Here is a 19,193-nt window from a genome sequence, read left to right on the forward strand (position 1 = left end):
CTGACTGTATCAGGTGCTTTTTACTTTCAGCTTATCCAAATAATCAAGTGCGTCCTGCATGGTGTCGACCGGAACGATCTTCATATCGGACTTGATAGCTTTTGCCGTTTTTACCGCATTTTTATAATCAGAGTTTTCAGCACCGTTTTGGTTCGGCGCAAAGAAAATATCTTTCCCCGCTTTGTCTGCGGCGACGACTTTCTGATCGATTCCGCCGATCGGCCCGACTTTGCCGTCAACATCGATTGTTCCCGTTCCGGCTATATTGTAGCCTTTTGTTTCGTCAGGTTTTGTCAGCTGGTTGTAAATTTCTAAAGACATCATGAGACCCGCAGAAGGCCCGCCGATGTTTTCAATGCTGAAATGAAGATCGGGCTTCACTTTCACGTTCCGATCCGTATATAACGCGACACCGATACCCGCTCTTTTCGGGTCGTCCGGGAATGATTTCAGCCCAATGTCAACGGTCTTTTCTTTCGTGTCCCGTTCAATGTGAAACGTGACTTTCTCCCCCGCTTTTTTGCTGCTGATATAATCAATCAGCTTTTCAGCGGATTCGTATTTTTTTCCGTCCGCGCTGATGATTTTATCACCGACCTCTATTTTTCCTTTTGCCGGCATGCCGGAAACGACTGAGCTGGCGTAAATGCCGTTAAATGAGTATTTTACCTGTTTGCCGGCTTTTTGATAAGCGGCAATGACCGCGTTTTCTTGAGAGCTTTTCATCATCTGCAGCTGGCGCTTCATATAGTCTGAATCTGTTTCGCCCTCTTCTTTTATGCTTTCATCCGGGACGATTTCATCGTAAGGATGCACTTTCGCCCAAAGATATGTATACGGATTGGCTGGGCCTACTTTGACAGTCATCAAGGAAAGGCTTCCTTTTTCAGGATATCCTCCGTCCACCTTAATCAGCGGCCTCAGCTCTGATGCTTCTCCCGGCTGTGTGATGTAAAACGGAAGCTTAATAAATGTAACAGCGATTAATAAGATCAGGATGATAAACACCCAGCGAAAATGTTTTGCTTTCATATGAGTTAGCCCTCCCAGTTCTCTATTTCTTGTTTAATCCGGCCGATCATGCGGTCTGCGGCTTCTTCGCCCGCTGTGATCATATGATCAATGTTGGCAAAAGAGCTTGAACTGAATGATTCAAGAGAAGGGCGGATCATGACGTCTGCGGCAATGGTCTGGTGACGGACCAATTCATTTTGCAGTATATCCATACTTTGCATGATTACATCAAAAATATGTGCCGCTTTTTCCGTTTTTTTCACCCGCGATACGTCAGAGGCGATAACGATATCAGCGCCCATATCCTTTACCGCGGAAACCGGGATTCTGTCAACCACCGCGCCGTCGACTAACATGCGCCCGTTCATTTTTTGCGGGACGAAAACGCCGGGTATGCTGATGCTCGCGCGGACGGCTTCGGATACGGAGCCTTTTGTAAAAACGAGTTTTTCTCCGGTCTGGAGGTCGCATGCCACGATGCCGAGCGGGATCCGCAGTTCTTCTATCGGCTTGCCGTACGTATACGCATGTACGAGCTGCCTGATGCGGTCCCCTTTCAAAAATCCGAGACGCGGCATCGTATAATCCGCATACAGCCGCCGCTTAAATGCTTTGGCGACTTTTTTCATCGTGGCCACGTCATGCCCGGCCGCATAAAAGCTTCCGACTAACGCTCCCATGCTGCTGCCGGCAATCATATCAATTGGAATCTGATGCTTATGTAAACTGGATAACACTCCGAGGTGGGCAATGCCTCTTGCCCCTCCCGAACCTAACGCTAACCCGATTGTAGGTTTGGCCAACGCGACGAACCCCCTATAGACATCCTATACATGAATTCTATGGTCTAAATTGAACCCCTATGCTCGTATATTAGTACAGGATGACAAATAGGTACTTGCCCGGCCGTCCTTAAGGTCTGTTCTATATTTTATCATGATATAAATGTCAGTGTGCAATTTTAGCATCGGGGAGGTAAGAATGAACTTGTCTAAGTTTCATACATTTTTGATTTCATTGTTTTTTATTTTTTTGACGGCGACGGTTATTTCACACCCGCAGGCCTCATTCGAAGCCTCCAAAACCGGTCTTTCCATGTGGTGGGAGGTAGTTTTTCCTTCGCTGCTTCCGTTTTTTATTTTATCTGAGCTTTTAATCGGATTCGGTATTGTCAGGTTTGTCGGCCTTTTACTCGAACCCTTTATGCGCCCCATTTTCAGAGTGCCGGGGGTCGGCGGATTTGTACTGGCTATGGGCATGGCTTCAGGAAATCCGGCCGGCGCGAAACTGACTGCACGGCTGCGCCAGGAGAAACAGATCTCCAGAGTGGAGGCTGAACGACTCGTCTCTTTTACCAATTCATCCAATCCGTTATTTATATTCGCGGCTGTGGCGGTCGGCTTTTTTCATAACGCCTCTCTCGGCATTCTTTTAGCATCGGCTCACTATCTCGGAAACATCGCCGTCGGCCTGACGATGCGTTCATACGGACGGAAAGAAGAAACGGCGTATAGCGGTAAAAAGACGATCGCTCTTCCTTCACTGAAAGAAGCATTTCTGGCGCTGCACAAAGCGCGGCTTTCGGAGAAGCGGCCGCTCGGAAAAATTTTAAGCGACGCCGTCACGTCTTCTGTACAAACCTTGCTGATGGTGGGCGGTTTTATTATATTGTTTTCGGTTTTCAGCCGGTTATTATCAATCGTACAAGTCATGGATGTGCTTTCTGTATTTACGAACGCGCTTCTTTCGCTTTTCCATCTTCCCGTAAGTCTGGACATTCCTCTTATCAGCGGAATGTTTGAGATTACGCTTGGGAGCAAGCTGGTCAGTGAAGCGGATGCCGCTTTGCTGCCGAAAGCGATGATTGTGAGTTTTATTCTCGGTTTCAGCGGCCTTTCCGTACAGGCCCAAGTGGCCGGCATTTTATCGGAAACAGATATCCGCTTTAAACCGTTTTTTGCGGCACGTATCCTTCAAGGCATTTATGCCGCCCTTTTTATTCTTTTACTGTGGAAGCCGCTTTATCTTGCATTGGACGAACCTTACCAGTCCGTATTCCTTCCGCTCCGCGATCAGAGTGCGGCCTCGGCTGCCGTCAGCGGATGGAACACACTTGTTGAAGCCGGCCCCGCCGTAACCCTGGCTGCCCTCACCGTATACGCACTGATTTATTGTTACAGGCTGTCAGCACGGATAAAAAAAGGATGAGACGCCAAACGCGCTTCTCATCCTTTAAATTTCTGCTGCAGCGCCTGTTCGACTTCCGGAGGAACAAACTCTGAAACAGGCCCGTTATATTTTGCGACCTCTTTTACAATGCTTGAACTTAAAAAAGAGTACTGATTGTTCGTCATCATAAAAAAGGTTTCTATTGACTCGTCAAGCACGCGGTTGACAGAGGTTCCCTGCATCTCATATTCGAAGTCAGAAACAGCTCTGAGTCCCCTGATAATCGCATTCGCCTGCTTTTTTTTGGCGTAGTCGATCAACAGTCCCCCTGACGTCTCGACCGTAATATTCGGTATGTCTTTTGTCACTTCCCGCAATAGCTCACAGCGTTCTTCGACTGTAAACAGCGGCTGCTTGGAAGAATTGTTAAGCACGCATACGTACACATGCTCAAACACGTTTGCTCCCCGCCTGATAATGTCCATGTGTCCGTAGGTGACGGGATCAAAACTTCCGGGACATACAGCTATACTTGCCACATCATTACCCCCTATTTCGGTATATCGTCACTCCTGTAAGCCCGTAAATTTCCCTTCTTGTTACAGTAAGCGTGCCGACGGCTTCAGGAAGCGCAACCGCTTTATCATGCTCGGCTACGACAAAACCGCCTTCATTCAGCATGTTCTCTTCATCAATCATTTCGATAAGCGCTTTCAGCTTTTGTTCCTTATACGGAGGATCTAAGAAAATTCCGTCAAAACCTTTTTCCCGTTTCGCCGCGGCATAGAGGGCCCGCTCTGCATCATTGCGGTATACTTCCGTTGAAGACAGCAGATCCAGCGCTTTTAAATTCGCTTTTACCGTTTGGATAGCTTTGAAATCACGATCCACAAAGATACAGCGGTCAAATCCGCGCGACAGCGCTTCAATTCCGAGACCGCCGCTCCCCGCAAACAAATCCAGCCCCGTTCCTCCGTCAAAATACGGGCCGATCATATTAAAAATAGACTCTTTTACTTTATCCGTCGTCGGCCTTGTTGATGTGCCCGGCACAGCCTTTAAGGCTCGTCCTTTTCTTGAACCGGAAATTACTCTCATTTTTCACACCACTTTTTCTGAAAACTTTGATGTTTCGCATCGGCTGAGCCGTTATGTACAAAAACAATCCCTATCTTATCATAAAGCATTCTTTCAAACAATGAGCGTGAAATCATGTATACATGCTCACATTCTTGTCAAAACTACGTGTAACAGCATCAATAAATGATGTTGTTGCCAACCGCGGAGAAGACTTACGTTTCCCCATAAGTTCTTCCTCCGGTTTCTCCTCTCCCTTTGCCTTCTCCTTAACTTGTTAAGGAATAGAAGGACCCCGCAGGTTTCTGCGGGGATTTTTTTATATGCCGATCTTATAATCGTACTCTTTTGCTTTATCAAGCTTTGATTCAAATTCCAGCTTTAAAAAGGGCTTATATGAAGGCTCTACTTTCTTCACATATGAATAAGAAGAAATCTTTTCCATCGTTTTTTCGATTTGGCCCATATCGCAATACAGCACTGCGTATTTCAGCCGCTTGGAAACATAATGAACGTTGCCGAATTTTCTCAGCATTTTACTGTGTTTTAAAGAATGCAGATATACGATTATGCCTTGGCGCTTGCTTTCCATCATGATCACCGCCTGACTCTCTGTTCATTTTATGTAAAAGACGAGACGGCCGTCTCGTCAGGAAACTTTGCATCCGCAGCCGCCGCCGGAACCGCAGCCGCCGCCGCAGGATGACAGGCCGTCAAAATAAGGATTCCCCGTCGGAACTTTTACATGCTCCGAAACGGCCGTGCCGAGTTCGATGCTGATCTCGTCAAGCAGCGACTGAAGCTCAGTCTCCGCTTTTTTAAATTCGGCCACCTTATCATTTAAATCCAGCTCCCGCTTCAACTCTCTCATTTTGCGGGAAATTTCTCTATAATCAGGATGGTATTTGCCAAAGCGCTGCACATCCTCATACTGCTCTTTAATGCTCAAAAAAGAACGAATAATCCGCCCTGCCTCTTCATCTTCATGGAGACGCTTGTAACAATCACGGTAATTTTCAGCCGTCTCAGACTGCAGAATCATGCCGGCAAGCTGCTCCGCTTCACTTTGAAGCCGGACGGACTCAATTGTTGCATACATTAATACGCACCTCCAGTTGTTAGTTTACCACGAAACCTGCCAATTGGAAAATGCGGCGTTTAAATGCTTTTTTAATCCTGCGAACGCATGGCGTGAACCATCTGCATCATCATCTGCGCCATCTGAATCCCGTTTGAGAATTGGCTTACCCGGTGCGGTATCGTTTTTTCATAAAAATTCATCATGTCCAGCTGAAATGAATTGAGATCGTCCGGCTTTCTCGCGAGTCTTCGGTACCAGACGGGGCGCTGCCGTATAAACTGTTTCCGTTCCTCATCTGCAGATATGAATTCCTGAACCTCTTTTCGCATACACGATCCCCTTCTTTAATCCTTCCTGAACGAAAAAGGATGTTGTCCGGAGCCTTGCCGGGGCTGCTTCGTATCGCTGCTCGAAAATTGGCTTAAAAGGCTTTGCAATGATGAAATAGACTGGCTCATTTTATTGATCTGCTCATTCATTTGGTTGATATCCATTTTTTTGACGGCAGTGACCATTTTTGAAACGAAATCGTTCTTTTCAGCTGGTTCCTGTTTGGTTTCCGCTTCAGAAGCAGACTGAACGGCCTCGTCTTTAAAAGGGTCCCACATCGAATCGTCCTCGCCGAGGAGAACCCAATTTTCATAGACTTCCTGCCAGCTTCTTTGTTCCTTGCGAACATTTTGGATCAGTTTGGGATGCTTTTTTACGAATTGTTTAAAATCATCTATTGATTGCCGTGATTGCTGATTCGCCACAATTCTCACCCCCTCCGAAAAGTTTTGCCTGCTATAATGTATCGGTTCAGGCGCCTTAATGTTCGCCTAAATTGCGAAAAAAAGCAGGTATATGCAAAAATAATTTTTCCCGGCAGGAGCCCGCTCGCGAAAAAACATAAAAAAACCGCGGGGGGCTGCGCCCCTCTGCGGTTTTTACTGCCAAGGCTTAATGAAGTTTTGCGTATAATATTTCCGGTCCACGCCGACCCCGAGGTGTGTGTAATCAGGGCTTAACAGCGCTTTTCTGTGTCCTTCGCTGTTCAGCCAGCCTTCCACTGCCGCCGGACCGTCCACATAGTTGTATGCAATATTTTCACCGGCCTCACGGTATTTCACATCGCCTTTTTCCAAGCGGTCCTTCAAAGTCCCGTATTTCTTTGAGACATGGGAGAAATACTTGTTGTCCTTCATGTCCTGGCTGTGGCCGAATGCCACTTTTGCAGCGCCTTCGTCCCATTTCAGCCTTGCAAGTCCGTGTTTCACGCGGATGACATTTGTAATATCGAGAATCTGCTGTTCGCTCGCCCGTTCAATGCTGTCCCATTTTTTATCGGAAACAGGCTCGGGTTCTGTGAGTCTTCCTCTGTACATAACCTCGTACGGCCTTTGTTTTACTAGCGTTTCCGCATCAAATGCCCTGATGCTTGACAGATTCCCGTCAAATTTGTCCATGTACAGCTGAACATACATACCGCCGATCTTAACAGTGGGACGGGTATTGATATCTTCTTCAGAAAACTCAAACCGGTACGTGTTACCCTTATCCGTCACATTGACAAACGGAGCAACCTGCGTCGTTTTAAAGACTTCGCCCGTCGATTCGCCGATCTTAAACGGTTTTGCGTTGATGCCGCTTCCTGAAGCGTATAAAGTCACGGCTTTATCATTCAGAATACCGACTTGTACATATTGGTCTTTCCCCTGGTTGTACACCCACCATTCATAATCATAGGCAGAAGGATCTTTCCGGGACGGTTCCCCGAGTTTCTTTTTCACATCGGCAGCAGATTTCCCCATGAGAGAAAGCAGTCCGGATGACGGTATTTTCAGCCGTTTTCCGCTCGCCTCCTCATTGGAAACCTGAGGCTCCTCCTGATTCGTTTTTTTCTGAGGAGCCGATCCATATTGTATAAACAGAACATACGCTCCGTAAATAAGCAAAAGGATAACGAGAGCCCTGGCGATATTTTTCAACCTCTCACCCCCATGAAATCAAACCGTTCTATTATTGTTTTTCTTATACAGTACAGCCTATTTGCAGCGTCCGTCATTTATGTTTAATGGATAAACCCTTCCGGACCTTCGTCTTCAGAAATGTCAGACAGCACCCGGCCTGCTTGCTCATTTGATTGCTCAGCCAAGGAAAGGTCGCCGAGCGTGACAATGCCGACCAGTTTTTTATCCCTTGTGACGGGGATTCTTCTGAGCTGATGTTCAGCCATCATATGGAGCACTTCTTCTACAGAAGCGTCTTCTTCTGCACTGATAACCCGCTCTGTCATTGCGTCGGTTATTTTTTGAGAGTTCGGCTTTTTAGAAGCAATTCCCCGTAATACGAGATCTCTGTCTGTCACGATCCCGACAAGGGTCGCTCCGTCCTCATCCACTATCGGAATAGCGCCGACATCCGCGTCTTTCATCTTCACCGCAGCTTCATATACATTATCTAATACTGTACAATATTGCAAGTCTGACGTCATGAGCTTATTGATCTTTGTCATTGCGGAATTCCTCCTTTTTTCTGCTACTATTGTCGTCAAATTTTTCTTTTTGCATACTTTCACCGTATGAATCATTGAATGTGCAACGCTTTCATACTATGATTGTCAGGAAAGGTAAATTTTAAAAGGAGGGGGAAGGTTTGAAGTTTGAAAACAGCGGTCTTGAAGGGGTAACTGCGGAGCTCAGCCGCTTGAATGATCTGATGGAAAGCAAAGGGCTCATTCTGGCCGGACAATGGGATTATGAAAGAGTGACTTACGACAAAAAGTTTTCAGTTGCTGAGGGGACATTTTATCTGCGGATTCAAGGAACGGCAAAAGAGGGCGATGTAGGCGGCAGCCGTGCCGTGATTCAGCTGAAGGCCCCTCTTTTAGGAAAGCATTATTATCCGCACGGCGTAGAATACGGCAGCGATGAAGAATTTCCGGAACATGTCGTCGCAAAAAGCAAGGCATTACTGCTTGAATTGGCAGAGTCTTTAAAAACAGTGCAAATGTAATAAAAAAGTACAGCAGAATATGCTGTACTTTTTTTATGAGACGGTATGCTCGATATACGGCGGCTCTGAAAGCGTATCTTTTTCCCGTTCCGTTCTGACCCACTGAAAAAAGACGACAGCCAAATATGTTCCGTAAACAATCTCTTGTATGATTTTCATCAGTACTGCCCCGAGCTGCTGATCTTCCAGAGGAGGAAGCGTGTTAAATATCTCCGGACCGGATAAAGGGATCTTCTCCGCCAAGTCTAAAGGGACACAAAGCTTCATAGCTTCGGCCCAAGCCGCCGGATCTGTGTACGTGGCATACATGGGCGCCCCGCTGAACATAATGAGTGCACACGCCGGCGTTAACAGAATCCCGTCCGCCATAATGTACCCAAGCTTCATTAAACCGCTGAGCCGGGGCAGACCGTCCACCTGATGCACAAGCGGCCACCACATAAAAAACGCCGTTACGAAGATGAGTCCGTTCATCAGCGCGTGATACAGCGAATCCGTTTTGACGAAATCAAATATAAACGGAATGTGATACAGTGAAAAAATGCCGTTAAACAGCAGCAAAGCGATAAGCGGCTGTGAAAAAAATGAAAACAGCCGCTTTACGACGGGACGGAAAATCAGTTTTTTCCATGCCCAGCCGGGAATTCCGGAAATCAAGAGCGGCGGCACAACTAAAAACAGAACCGCCATCTGCACCATATGAGCGCTGAACATCACGTGGCCCAATAAGTCAACCGGACTTCCCGCAGCCGCGTAAAAAAACAGTGCGGAAAGCACAAACAGCACCTTCTCTTTAACCGACACACGTCCTTTATGCCGGCTGCACCAGTAAAAGTAAACACCTGTTATCACGGCAGTTATACAAAACAGATACGGGCTCCACATGGCGCGAAACCCGAACATTTCCAAATTAATCAAATCTCTCACTCCCCGCCGCCCCGATTACCACCAAATAATCGTGACAAATGCAAGCACGGTGATAAACGCGACAAATATTCCCGAATACAGAAATAGTGACGGCGCTTCATGCCCTTTCTGGCTCATATGCATAAAGTAAAACAGCTGAAAGATGACCTGGATGACCGCAAGCAGGATAAGAAACGGCATCGTAAACCATCCGGCAATGCCGTCTGCAGCCACCGTCAAAAACGCGACAAGCGTAAGGCCGATCATCAAACCGAAGGATATGACCTGATATTTCATCTCCTCGGCATTTTTCTTTTTCCGATATTCGAGATCCGTACTGACAGTCCCTCTGTTTTTGTTATCGTCCATCGTTATCCCACCATCCCCATCAAATATACAACGGTAAAGATAAAGACCCACACGACATCAATGAAATGCCAATATAGACTGGCCACATAATATTTCGGCGCATTATAAAGGCTGAGCCCTCTTTTAGCATTCCGGATCATCAGTGCGCTGATCCATAATAAACCGAACGCCACGTGTGCTCCGTGTGTGCCGACCAGCGTGTAAAACGCCGAGCCGAGCGCAGAGCTAGTAATGGTAAAGCCGAACTCGTGAGTGTAATGCTTAAATTCATAAATTTCCACCCCTAAAAATCCCGCTCCCAATAAAACGGTAATCAAAAGCCATACCTGCATTTTTTTAAAGGAGAAATTTTTCATATGATACATTGCATACACACTCGTTAAGCTGCTCGTTAACAGAAGCATCGTGGCGATAAACACGATCGGCAGCTCGAACATGTCAGCCGTTGACGGCCCGCCCGCTTTAGATTCCCGCAAAGCGAGGAATGTCGCAAAAAGCGAGGCGAACAGAACCGTTTCCCCGCCGAGAAACAGCCAAAATCCTAAAAACTTATTTTTCCCTTCAAGCGTTGCTTTTTCAGGAGAAGCCGGAAAGGTTTCAGCCGTCATTTTTTCCTGTAGCTGCATTACGCCTTCACCCCTTTATCATCATTCGGCAGATCTTCTTTGTGAATATGATAGCCGTAATCATCGACCAAGGACCGAAGCAGCATGGTAAAGAATGTGATGCCGAGGCCTATAAAGATAACCGGAAGCCCCCATGAATAGTCAGAGTGGTATAAAAACCCGAACGCTGCGACAAACAGCCCGAAGGACATGATAAACGGCATGATGGAGCCGTTCGGCATATGAATGTCCTCTACAGGCTCTGCAGGCGACATCCCTTCATTTCCGGCCTGCTTTTCAATCCACAGCGGATCAAGTCCCCGCACAAACGGAAGCTGTTTAAAATTATATTCAGGCGGCGGCGAAGAGACCGCCCATTCGAGCGTACGTCCGTCCATCCATGGGTCATTCCCGACGTATTTCCCTTTTACAGAAGTATAAATAATATTAACGACGAGCAATACAGCCGCGCCCGCCATGAAAAACGCGCCGATTGAACTGATCAGATTGCCGGTATCAAGCCCCTGGCCGGGCAGATATGTGTAAACGCGCCGCGGCATTCCCATTAAGCCGAGGAAATGCTGAATGAAGAAGGTAAGATGAAACCCGATAAAAAACAAGACAAAGGAAATTTTCCCCATCGTTTCATGAAGCACCTTCCCGAACATTTTCGGCCACCAGAAATGCACGCCCGCCAGGATGCCGAACACAACGCCGCCGATGATGACGTAGTGGAAATGCGCTACGACAAAATACGTATCATGGAACTGATAATCTGCCGCTGCGGCCGCCAGCATGACACCCGTCACACCTCCGAGCACGAAAGACGGAATAAAGGCGACGGCATACAGCATAGGCGTCGTGAATTTAACGTTTCCTCCCCAAATCGTCAAAAGCCAGTTGAAAATCTTAATGCCCGTAGGCACCGCAATCGCCATCGTTGCAACCGCAAATATTGCATTGGCAATCGGTCCGAGTCCAGTCGTAAACATGTGGTGAACCCATACCATGAATCCGAGAAAGCCGATCAGCACGATCGCAAAAACCATAGAGGAATAACCAAACAGACGCTTTCTCGCAAACACAGGAATGATTTCTGAAAAAATCCCGAAAGCGGGAAGAATTAAAATGTATACTTCCGGATGCCCGAAAATCCAAAACAAGTGCTCCCAGATAATCGTATTTCCGCCCAATTCAGGGTTAAAGAAATTCGTCCCGAACAGACGATCCAGCATCATCAGCGCTAAACCGACGGTGAGCGGAGGAAATGCGAATAAAATGAGTGCCGACGCCACAAATGTCGTCCACGTAAACAGCGGCAGTCTCATATACGTCAAACCTGGCGCCCTCATATTAATAATGGTTGCCAGAAAGTTGATCCCCGCAATCAGCGTCCCTAAGCCTGATATCTGCAGGCCGAGCACGAAAAAGTCAACGCCGTGCCCTTTCGAATTCAGCGCAAGCGACGCATACGCCGTCCAGCCTGCATCTGGAGCGCCTCCTAAAAACCAGCTCAGATTCAAGAAGATTCCCCCGAAGAAAAACAGCCAGAACCCAAGCGCATTCAGAAACGGAAATGATACGTCACGCGCCCCGATCTGAAGCGGCACAACCGCGTTCATCAGCCCGAATAACAGCGGCATTGCCGCCAGGAAGATCATTGTCGTGCCGTGCATCGTCATAATTTCATTAAACTGCTGCGCATTCACAAAATCGTTTCCCGGTCTCAAGAGCTGAATCCTGATAAGCATGGCCTCAAGTCCGCCGACGACGAAGAAAAATCCCCCGGCGATCATATATAAAATCGCGATTTTCTTATGGTCAACCGTCGTCAAATAGTCCCAAAGCATAGAGCCTTTTCTTCGCTGCCCTGTAAGCGTATTCATCATTTGCGACCTCCCCCCTGATATCTCCCTGTCCTCACTTGTTCTCCGCTTTCAGCCCTTTTAAATATTCATACAGCGCATCCGTTTCAGAGTCCGAAAGCTTCGGATAAGTGCCTGTCATCTTATTGCCCGGTTTAATGCTGTCCGGATCTTTCAGCCAAGCTTTTATGTTCTCTTTATTCGCATCCTTGATGCCGGCCACTTTGACACGTTCGCCGAAGGTAGCCAGGTTCGGAGCCGTTCTTGCTGCTTCAGCCCGTTTATCATTAGGCTCAACCGCATGACAGCTCAGGCAGTTTTTTTCCTTAAACAGCTCTTCTCCTTGCGCGGCTAAATCGGAATCTGTTGTATGCTTATAATTTTTCATCGCTTTCGTCCATTGTTTAAATTCTTTTGACGGCAGCGGTTTCACTTTGAAATCCATCAGCGCATGTGAAGGGCCGCACAGCTCCGCGCATTTCCCGAAGAAATATTTGCCCGCTTCTTTGCTGCGTTTAGAATCGAAGGTCAGAAAGAAAGTATTGTCGTTATCCGTATTCGTATCGATTTTTCCCCCGGCTGACGGAATCCAGAAAGAGTGTTTCACATCTGAGGACTTCAGCTTGAAATAAACGCGTTCATCTGTGGGAACGATCAGCTCCTGACTGGTCACAAACCCGTAATCAGGATACTCAAATTCCCACCAGTATAAATTCGCCCTTACATTAATCACGAGCGCATCCTCTGCTTTACGGTTTTTCTTATCCATCGGCGACGTATCCGCCAGCGCCAGTGTCTCGATGACAACCGGGATGACAAGAATAATCAGAAGCAGGATCGGAATAACGGTCCAGGTGATTTCCAAAAAACGGTTTCCCTCCACCTGTTTCGGTATCGTGTCTTCCCCTACACGCGACCGTCTGAATCTCACAATGACGTAAAAGAAAATAACTGCTACGACCGCAACGACGACAACCATGATAAGTGTGCTGAGCACCGTCAGATCATACTGTTTATCAGCCACTTCGCCGGCAGGCTTGAGTGTGGACAGAAACGGTTTTCCACAGCCGCTCAATAAAAGCGGCACTAAGGCTAATAATGATAAAAGACGCCAACGCTTTAACATTTCACCCAACCCCTTTTTTGAATCAGTACAAAATGCACGAGCAGTAAATCTGCTTCCAGCTGAAATACTTCATTTCCTCATTTCTTAAAATATGAGATTTTTTACTTAAAATTCCATCTATGTATAAAAGCAAAGCCGCCTGATTAAACAAAAGGTCAAGGCGGCGTTTACTAGTTGTCATTGTTTGTTTTGGCGATCAAACAAGCTCATTATTCAATTAAAACAGCGTGAAGACCACCATTGCTACGAAATAAATGGTCATGTAATTAAGCGAATAGACAAACATAAGAGTTGCCCACTTCATAATGTTTTTCATACGGAAACCCATCAATCCGAGAACAAGCCATCCTATATTCAGCAGAGTGCCGAGAATGACGATCGGAAGACCGAGACTGCCGAGGAAAAACGGAAGCGGCAGCAGGCATGCGACCCAGACGATAATCTGTCTTTTCGTCACCTCAAAGCCGTGCACTACCGGAAGCATCGGAATGTTCGCTGCTCTGTAATCTTCCGTCTTCTTAATCGCAAGCGCTAAAAAGTGCGGAATCTGCCAGATGAATAAAATCATGAATAATACCCATGCGACAACACCGATGTGCCCTTCAACCGCTGTCCAGCCGATTAACGGCGGAACGGCGCCCGATACACTTCCGACAACCGTATTAATCGTATAGCGGCGTTTCGTCCACATTGTATAAAGAACAACGTACGTAAACACCCCGATAAAACCGATGACTGCCGCCATTACGGTGGTCATTAAAAGCATGATAAGTCCTAAAGCAATGAGTAAAATTCCTGACCACAGCGCTTGATTCGGCTGAATCTTTCCGGTAACCGTCGGTCTTACTTTCGTGCGTTCCATTAAATGATCAATATCACGGTCATAATAGTTATTAACCGCACAAGAACCGGCGATGATCAGTGAAGATCCTATTAATGTAAGAAGCACGGTGTTTAAATTGCCTAAAAAACTCAGACCGGATATATGTAACGCAAGCCACATGCCGGTAAAAGTCGTAATTAAATTCGAATTGACGATTCCTATTTTAATAAGCGAAAGGAAATCCTTCCATGCCGTCGTCTCTTCAATCTGTCCGTCTATAGCTGTATCGTTTAAAATTCTGGAATTAGCCATAACGTAAACCTCCCTTACAAACCTAAAGCAGGTTTTTTAAGACCTGCAACTCTATCATACAAGATAATGACCTGTAAAAAAACATCCTCTTAAATATTAAACGAGAAACAGGAATTTATTTGTGAACGTTTTATGAATTTTACCACATCCGCCGATTGCATAATAAAGCGGTTACTTTATTTCTATCAGACCCATCTGGAATAATCAACCCCATTATCTAAGAAGTCCTGATTCTATTATATTTTTGTGAACAAACAGAATTGAGAATTGCCACAAAACACATATTCGCTTACACTTGGTACGTATATCATTTTGTCCAGTTTGTTAAGAAGGTGAATGTAAAATGAATAAAGCTTTAAAAGCACTCGGTGTGCTGACGACATTCGTCATGCTCGTCGTGCTGATCGGCGGCGCTCTTGTCACAAAGACAGGGTCGGGTCTAGGATGCGGAAGACAGTGGCCGCTTTGCCACGGCCGCTTTTTCCCGGAGCTTAATGCCGCTTCTATCATTGAATGGAGCCACAGACTCGCAAGCGGTGTCTCAATCGTTCTCGTGCTGAGCCTCGCGTTTTGGGCATGGAGAAAAGTCACGCCTGTTTTCCGTGAAACAACCTTTCTCGCCATTATGTCCATTATCTTTTTATTTTTACAGGCGCTTCTCGGCGCATTAGCGGTTGTTTTCGGATCAAATGCGCTTGTTATGGCGCTTCATTTCGGCATATCGCTGATTTCTTTCGCTTCTGTACTGATTTTGACGCTGCTCATATTTGAAGCGGATAAATCAGACAAAAAGCTCGTCAAGCCGCTCAGAATCGGCAGGAAAATGCAGTTTCATATGATCGGCCTTTCGATTTACACGTATATCGTCGTTTATACGGGGGCTTATGTACGCCATACGCAATCAAGCCTTGCCTGTCCTGATGTTCCGCTTTGCAGCAGACTGCACCACGGGCTTCCGTCCCAATTTCAGGAGTGGGTGCAGATGGGCCACAGAACGGCAGCGCTGCTTCTGTTCATATGGGTCCTTATCGCTTTCGTGCATGCGGTGCGCTCCTACAAAGACCAAAAACAGATTCTTGGTGGCTGGACGGCGGCTCTTGTCTTTGTTTTATTACAGGCGCTCTCCGGAATCATGGTTGTTTATTCAGAAATGGCCACCGGTTTTGCACTTGCCCATTCACTCTTTATTGCCGGGCTGTTCGGTGTTCTATGCTATTTCTTATTATTAATCGCCCGCTTCCGTTGTGAATCAAAACAGCGGAACATTTGAGGCACATGAAAAGACCGAAGCATCAGAGCTTCGGTCTTTTTACATACAAAAAACCTGATCGCACATGGATCAGGTTTTTTAATGTTCATTCTTTTACGCTTTTTCAATCTCGATCAGTAAATCGCCTGTCTGAATCGGTTCTCCGTTTTTCACATGGATCTGCTGAATCGTCCCGGAGAACGGCGCCTGCACCGTCGTCTCCATTTTCATCGCTTCATTAATCATCAGATGATCGCCTTTGTTCACCTTCGCGCCGGTTTCAGTTAACAATTTAATAACGGTTCCCGGCATTGATGCCGCAATGTGGCTTGGGTTTGTCCGATCGGCTTTTAATTTTTCCTGTACGGACGATTTAATGCTTTCATCTTTAATGACTACCTCACGCGGCTGGCCGTTCAATTCGAAATAAACGACCCGTGTCGCGTCCGGCTGCGGTTCACCGATAGATACAAGTTTCACGATCAGCGTTTTTCCGCGCTCGATTTCCACCTCGATTTCTTCACCGAGCGTCATGCCGTAGAAGAAAGTCGGTGTGTCCAATACGGAAATATCACCGAAGCGTTCAGCTGTTTGTACATATTCAGTGAAAACCTTCGGATAAAGCGCATATGCGATTGCGTCCTGGTCACTCAATTCCATCTGATGTGTTTCTTTCCATTCTTCTTTAATGCCTTCGAAAGATACCGGTTCGAGCAGCTCACCGGGTCTTACCGTAATCGGCGTCTGCCCTTTCAGCACGAGCTTTTGCAGTTTTTCCGGAAATCCGCCGTGCGGCTGGCCGATCTGCCCTTTAAAAAGCTCAACGACAGAATCCGGAAAATCAAGCGTTTCGCCTTTATCATAAACATCTTGTTCTGTTAAATTGTTTTGCACCATGTAAAGCGCCATATCTCCGACGACTTTGGAAGAAGGTGTTACTTTAACGACGTCGCCGAACATGCGGTTGACGACGCTGTACATCTCTTTCACCTCATTCCAGCGGTCACCCAGGCCGACGCCTTTTGCCTGCTGCTGCAAATTGCTGTACTGCCCGCCCGGCATCTCGTGATTATAAATCTCAGTGTGCGGAGACTTCATCCCGCTTTCAAATTCACTGTAATATTGACGGACAGATTCCCAGTATTGTGACAGTCTTTCAACCTGCCGGACATCCATTTCAGGACGGCGGCTGTTCCCTTCAAGCGCATGGTAAAATCCGCTTGCGCTCGGCTGTGAAGTCAGCCCCGCCATTGAGCTGACGGCGACATCCACGATATCCACACCCGCTTCAACAGCTTTGGCATAGAGAAAGACGCCGTTGCCGCTCGTGTCATGCGTGTGAAGATGAACGGGAATATCAATCGTTTCCTTCAGCGCGGAGACAAGTTCATATGCGGCCTGCGGTTTCAAAAGACCTGCCATGTCTTTAATGCCGAGAATGTGCGCACCAGATGCCTCAAGTTCTTTCGCCATGGAAAGATAATATTTCAAATCATACTTCGTCCGGCTCTTATCAAGAATATCTCCCGTATAACAAATCGCAGCCTCTGCCACTTTTCCGGTTTCACGGACGGCATCGATGGCCAGCGTCATCCCTTTCACCCAGTTCAGGCTGTCAAAGATCCGGAATACATCAATACCTGACTCTGCTGACTGCCGGACAAATTTTTGGATGACATTGTCCGGATAGTTGGTATAACCGACGGCATTTGATGAACGAAGCAGCATCTGGAACAATGTGTTCGGCACTTCCTTGCGGAGATCTTCAAGGCGTTTCCAAGGATCTTCTTTTAAGAAACGGTACGCTACATCAAATGTCGCGCCTCCCCACATTTCAAGGCTGAACAGTTCAGGCCACAGGACAGCCGTGGGGTTCGCGATTTTTTTCAAATCATTTGTTCTGATTCTGGTCGCAAGCAGAGACTGGTGGGCATCCCTGAACGTTGTATCAGTCAGGAGTACGGACTTTTGCTCTTTCACCCAGTCAGCAAGCCCTTCAGCGCCTCTTTCATCGAGAATCTGTTTCGTGCCGTTTACCGGCTTTTCTCCGATACCTAACGTAATAGCCTGAGGCTTATCAAACGCAGGTTTTTCTTTTTTCCCGATTCCCGGAAAACCGTTTACCGTTACATTGCCGATGTAAGAAAGCATTTTTGTTCCGCGGTCCTTCTGTTTAGGAAAAACAAACAGTTCGGGCGTTGTGTCGATAAACGATGTATCATATTGCCCGGTCAGGAATTTTTCATGCTTTGCCACGTTTTCAAGAAACGGGATATTGGTCTTAATGCCCCTGATTCTGAATTCCTGCAGGTTGCGGACCATTTTTGCCGATGCCTGCTCAAACGTCAGCGCCCATGTCGACAGTTTGACGAGCAGTGAATCGTAATAAGGCGTGATAACCGCGCCCTGGAAGCTGTTCCCTGTATCAAGACGGACGCCGAAGCCGCCGCCTGAGCGGTAAGCCATAATTTTACCCGTGTCAGGCATAAAGTCATTCAGCGGATCTTCAGTGGTCACACGTGATTGTATCGCATACCCGATTGTAAAAATGTCTTTTTGCTGAGGAATATTGACGGCACGGCTGTGGAGTCCGTGGCCCTGCGCAACGAGAATCTGCGTCTGTACGATATCAACCCCCGTAATCATTTCCGTAATCGTATGCTCCACTTGTACGCGGGGATTCACTTCAATAAAGTAAAACTCACCATCCGCTACGAGAAATTCCACGGTTCCCGCGTTGATATAGCCGACATTTTTCGCAAGGGCGACAGCCGCTTCACAGATCTCGTCCCTTAATTCAGGCTGTAAGGATACACTCGGCGCCACCTCAATGACCTTTTGATGGCGTCTCTGAACGGAACAGTCCCGCTCATACAGATGGACGACATTGCCTTCTTTATCTCCGATCACCTGAACTTCAATATGCTTAGGATTTTCGATCAGTTTTTCAACATACACTTCGTCGTTTCCGAATGCGGCTTTCGCTTCTGATTTAGCCCGCTCAAACGAATCTTTCAATTCGCCCTCGCTTCTGACGATTCTCATCCCCCGGCCGCCGCCTCCGAGCGACGCTTTAATAATAAACGGATACCCGTGAACTTTTGCGAATTGTTCGACATCTTTTAATGTTTCAGCAGGCCCGTCACTCCCCGGGATAACGGGGATGCCGGCTTTTTCAGCCTGCTCTCTGGCCTTGACCTTATCTCCGAACATATCCAAATGCGCTGACGTCGGTCCGATAAATACGATGCCCTCTTCTTCACAGCGTCTCGCAAATTGGATATTTTCAGACAGAAATCCGTAACCCGGATGGATGGCGTCAACGCCGTTTCTTTTCGCAATCTCAATAATCCCTTCAATATCAAGATACGCGTCTATCGGTTTTTTGCCTTCTCCGACAAGATAGGCTTCATCCGCTTTATAGCGGTGGTAGGAACCCGAATCTTCTTTTGAATAAACGGCTACCGTTCTGATGTTCAATTCTGTGCACGCCCGGAAAATCCGGATCGCAATTTCTCCCCTGTTTGCTACTAACACTTTTTGGATGGATTGTTGTGACAAATTTCTCTCCCCCTTGGCCTAGTAAATATGTAGTTTATA

The 19,193-nt window shown here is 46.9% G+C and carries 20 protein-coding genes; 3 read left to right on the forward strand and 17 right to left on the reverse strand.

Going from position 1 to position 19,193, the window contains the following annotated elements; genetic code table 11:
* Nucleotides 1-9: 9 nt before the first annotated feature.
* Together AC1DN5_RS05845 and AC1DN5_RS05850 are read right to left on the reverse strand one after the other, a co-directional pair.
* Entirely contained in the window at nt 10-1,032 is a 1,023-nt protein-coding gene (locus AC1DN5_RS05845; RefSeq protein WP_016936220.1) for a SepM family pheromone-processing serine protease, read from the reverse strand.
* Between the two features lie 5 nt (nt 1,033-1,037).
* A complete protein-coding gene (locus tag AC1DN5_RS05850; protein ID WP_014304961.1) occupies nt 1,038-1,817 on the reverse strand; it encodes a patatin family protein in 780 nt (259 codons plus the stop codon).
* A 178-nt stretch (nt 1,818-1,995) separates the two neighbouring features.
* Here AC1DN5_RS05850 and ylbJ point away from each other — a divergent pair, with 178 nt between their 5' ends.
* On the forward strand, nt 1,996-3,222 hold the full coding sequence (gene ylbJ, locus AC1DN5_RS05855; RefSeq protein ID WP_366969423.1) for a sporulation integral membrane protein YlbJ: 1,227 nt from the start codon (nt 1,996-1,998) through the stop codon (nt 3,220-3,222).
* Between the two features lie 17 nt (nt 3,223-3,239).
* Here the strand turns inward: ylbJ and coaD are convergent, their stop codons facing one another.
* From coaD to AC1DN5_RS05895, 8 genes are all read right to left on the reverse strand, one after another.
* The gene (coaD, locus tag AC1DN5_RS05860) at nt 3,240-3,722 is read right to left on the reverse strand and encodes a pantetheine-phosphate adenylyltransferase (protein WP_016936222.1); all 483 of its coding nucleotides are present in this window, start codon (nt 3,720-3,722) and stop codon (nt 3,240-3,242) included.
* Nucleotides 3,723-3,726: 4 nt separating this feature from the next.
* Nucleotides 3,727-4,281, reverse strand: a complete 555-nt coding sequence (gene rsmD, locus AC1DN5_RS05865) for a 16S rRNA (guanine(966)-N(2))-methyltransferase RsmD (protein WP_016936223.1) — start codon at nt 4,279-4,281, stop codon at nt 3,727-3,729.
* 298 nt (nt 4,282-4,579) lie between these two features.
* Entirely contained in the window at nt 4,580-4,852 is a 273-nt protein-coding gene (locus AC1DN5_RS05870; protein ID WP_016936225.1) for a YlbG family protein, read from the reverse strand.
* A 57-nt stretch (nt 4,853-4,909) separates the two neighbouring features.
* Nucleotides 4,910-5,359 (reverse strand): regulatory iron-sulfur-containing complex subunit RicF, encoded by a 450-nt coding sequence (ricF, locus tag AC1DN5_RS05875; RefSeq protein ID WP_016936226.1) that lies wholly within the window; start codon nt 5,357-5,359, stop codon nt 4,910-4,912.
* 71 nt (nt 5,360-5,430) lie between these two features.
* On the reverse strand, nt 5,431-5,670 hold the full coding sequence (locus tag AC1DN5_RS05880) for a YlbE-like family protein (RefSeq protein WP_099744272.1): 240 nt from the start codon (nt 5,668-5,670) through the stop codon (nt 5,431-5,433).
* A 15-nt stretch (nt 5,671-5,685) separates the two neighbouring features.
* Entirely contained in the window at nt 5,686-6,096 is a 411-nt protein-coding gene (locus AC1DN5_RS05885) for a YlbD family protein (protein ID WP_047475165.1), read from the reverse strand.
* A gap of 174 nt (nt 6,097-6,270) precedes the next feature.
* Complete coding sequence (locus tag AC1DN5_RS05890; RefSeq protein ID WP_016936228.1) at nt 6,271-7,311, reverse strand: CAP domain-containing protein; 1,041 nt, start codon at nt 7,309-7,311, stop codon at nt 6,271-6,273.
* Between the two features lie 83 nt (nt 7,312-7,394).
* Nucleotides 7,395-7,838 carry a CBS domain-containing protein gene (locus AC1DN5_RS05895; RefSeq protein WP_366969426.1) on the reverse strand — a complete coding sequence of 148 codons (444 nt, stop codon included), beginning with the start codon at nt 7,836-7,838 and terminating at the stop codon, nt 7,395-7,397.
* 140 nt (nt 7,839-7,978) lie between these two features.
* Between AC1DN5_RS05895 and AC1DN5_RS05900 the strand changes: the two genes are divergently transcribed.
* On the forward strand, nt 7,979-8,338 hold the full coding sequence (locus AC1DN5_RS05900; RefSeq protein WP_016936230.1) for a YugN family protein: 360 nt from the start codon (nt 7,979-7,981) through the stop codon (nt 8,336-8,338).
* Nucleotides 8,339-8,371: 33 nt separating this feature from the next.
* On the opposite strand, the gene ctaG is transcribed toward AC1DN5_RS05900, so the two are convergent.
* The 6 genes from ctaG to cyoE form a co-directional block, all read right to left on the reverse strand.
* Nucleotides 8,372-9,256, reverse strand: a complete 885-nt coding sequence (ctaG, locus tag AC1DN5_RS05905; protein WP_366969427.1) for a cytochrome c oxidase assembly factor CtaG — start codon at nt 9,254-9,256, stop codon at nt 8,372-8,374.
* Nucleotides 9,257-9,280: 24 nt separating this feature from the next.
* Nucleotides 9,281-9,613: a cytochrome c oxidase subunit IVB gene (ctaF, locus tag AC1DN5_RS05910; RefSeq protein WP_007409686.1), complete on the reverse strand. Its 333-nt coding sequence runs from the start codon at nt 9,611-9,613 to the stop codon at nt 9,281-9,283.
* 2 nt (nt 9,614-9,615) lie between these two features.
* Complete coding sequence (ctaE, locus tag AC1DN5_RS05915) at nt 9,616-10,239, reverse strand: cytochrome c oxidase subunit III (RefSeq protein ID WP_013352146.1); 624 nt, start codon at nt 10,237-10,239, stop codon at nt 9,616-9,618.
* Complete coding sequence (ctaD, locus tag AC1DN5_RS05920; RefSeq protein ID WP_366969428.1) at nt 10,239-12,107, reverse strand: cytochrome c oxidase subunit I; 1,869 nt, start codon at nt 12,105-12,107, stop codon at nt 10,239-10,241. The genes ctaE and ctaD overlap by 1 nt, the downstream gene beginning before the upstream one ends.
* Nucleotides 12,108-12,138: 31 nt before the next feature.
* Nucleotides 12,139-13,209 carry a cytochrome c oxidase subunit II gene (gene coxB / locus AC1DN5_RS05925; RefSeq protein ID WP_095240761.1) on the reverse strand — a complete coding sequence of 357 codons (1,071 nt, stop codon included), beginning with the start codon at nt 13,207-13,209 and terminating at the stop codon, nt 12,139-12,141.
* Nucleotides 13,210-13,426: 217 nt separating this feature from the next.
* Entirely contained in the window at nt 13,427-14,344 is a 918-nt protein-coding gene (cyoE, locus tag AC1DN5_RS05930) for a heme o synthase (RefSeq protein WP_016936234.1), read from the reverse strand.
* Nucleotides 14,345-14,687: 343 nt separating this feature from the next.
* On the opposite strand from cyoE, the gene ctaA reads away from it, so the two are divergent.
* A complete protein-coding gene (gene ctaA / locus AC1DN5_RS05935) occupies nt 14,688-15,614 on the forward strand; it encodes a heme A synthase CtaA (protein ID WP_441397036.1) in 927 nt (308 codons plus the stop codon).
* 93 nt (nt 15,615-15,707) lie between these two features.
* On the opposite strand, the gene pyc is transcribed toward ctaA, so the two are convergent.
* Entirely contained in the window at nt 15,708-19,154 is a 3,447-nt protein-coding gene (gene pyc, locus AC1DN5_RS05940; protein ID WP_188154021.1) for a pyruvate carboxylase, read from the reverse strand.
* Nucleotides 19,155-19,193 lie beyond the last annotated feature (39 nt).

The sequence above is a fragment of the Bacillus sp. 01N42_2 genome (assembly GCF_056399565.1).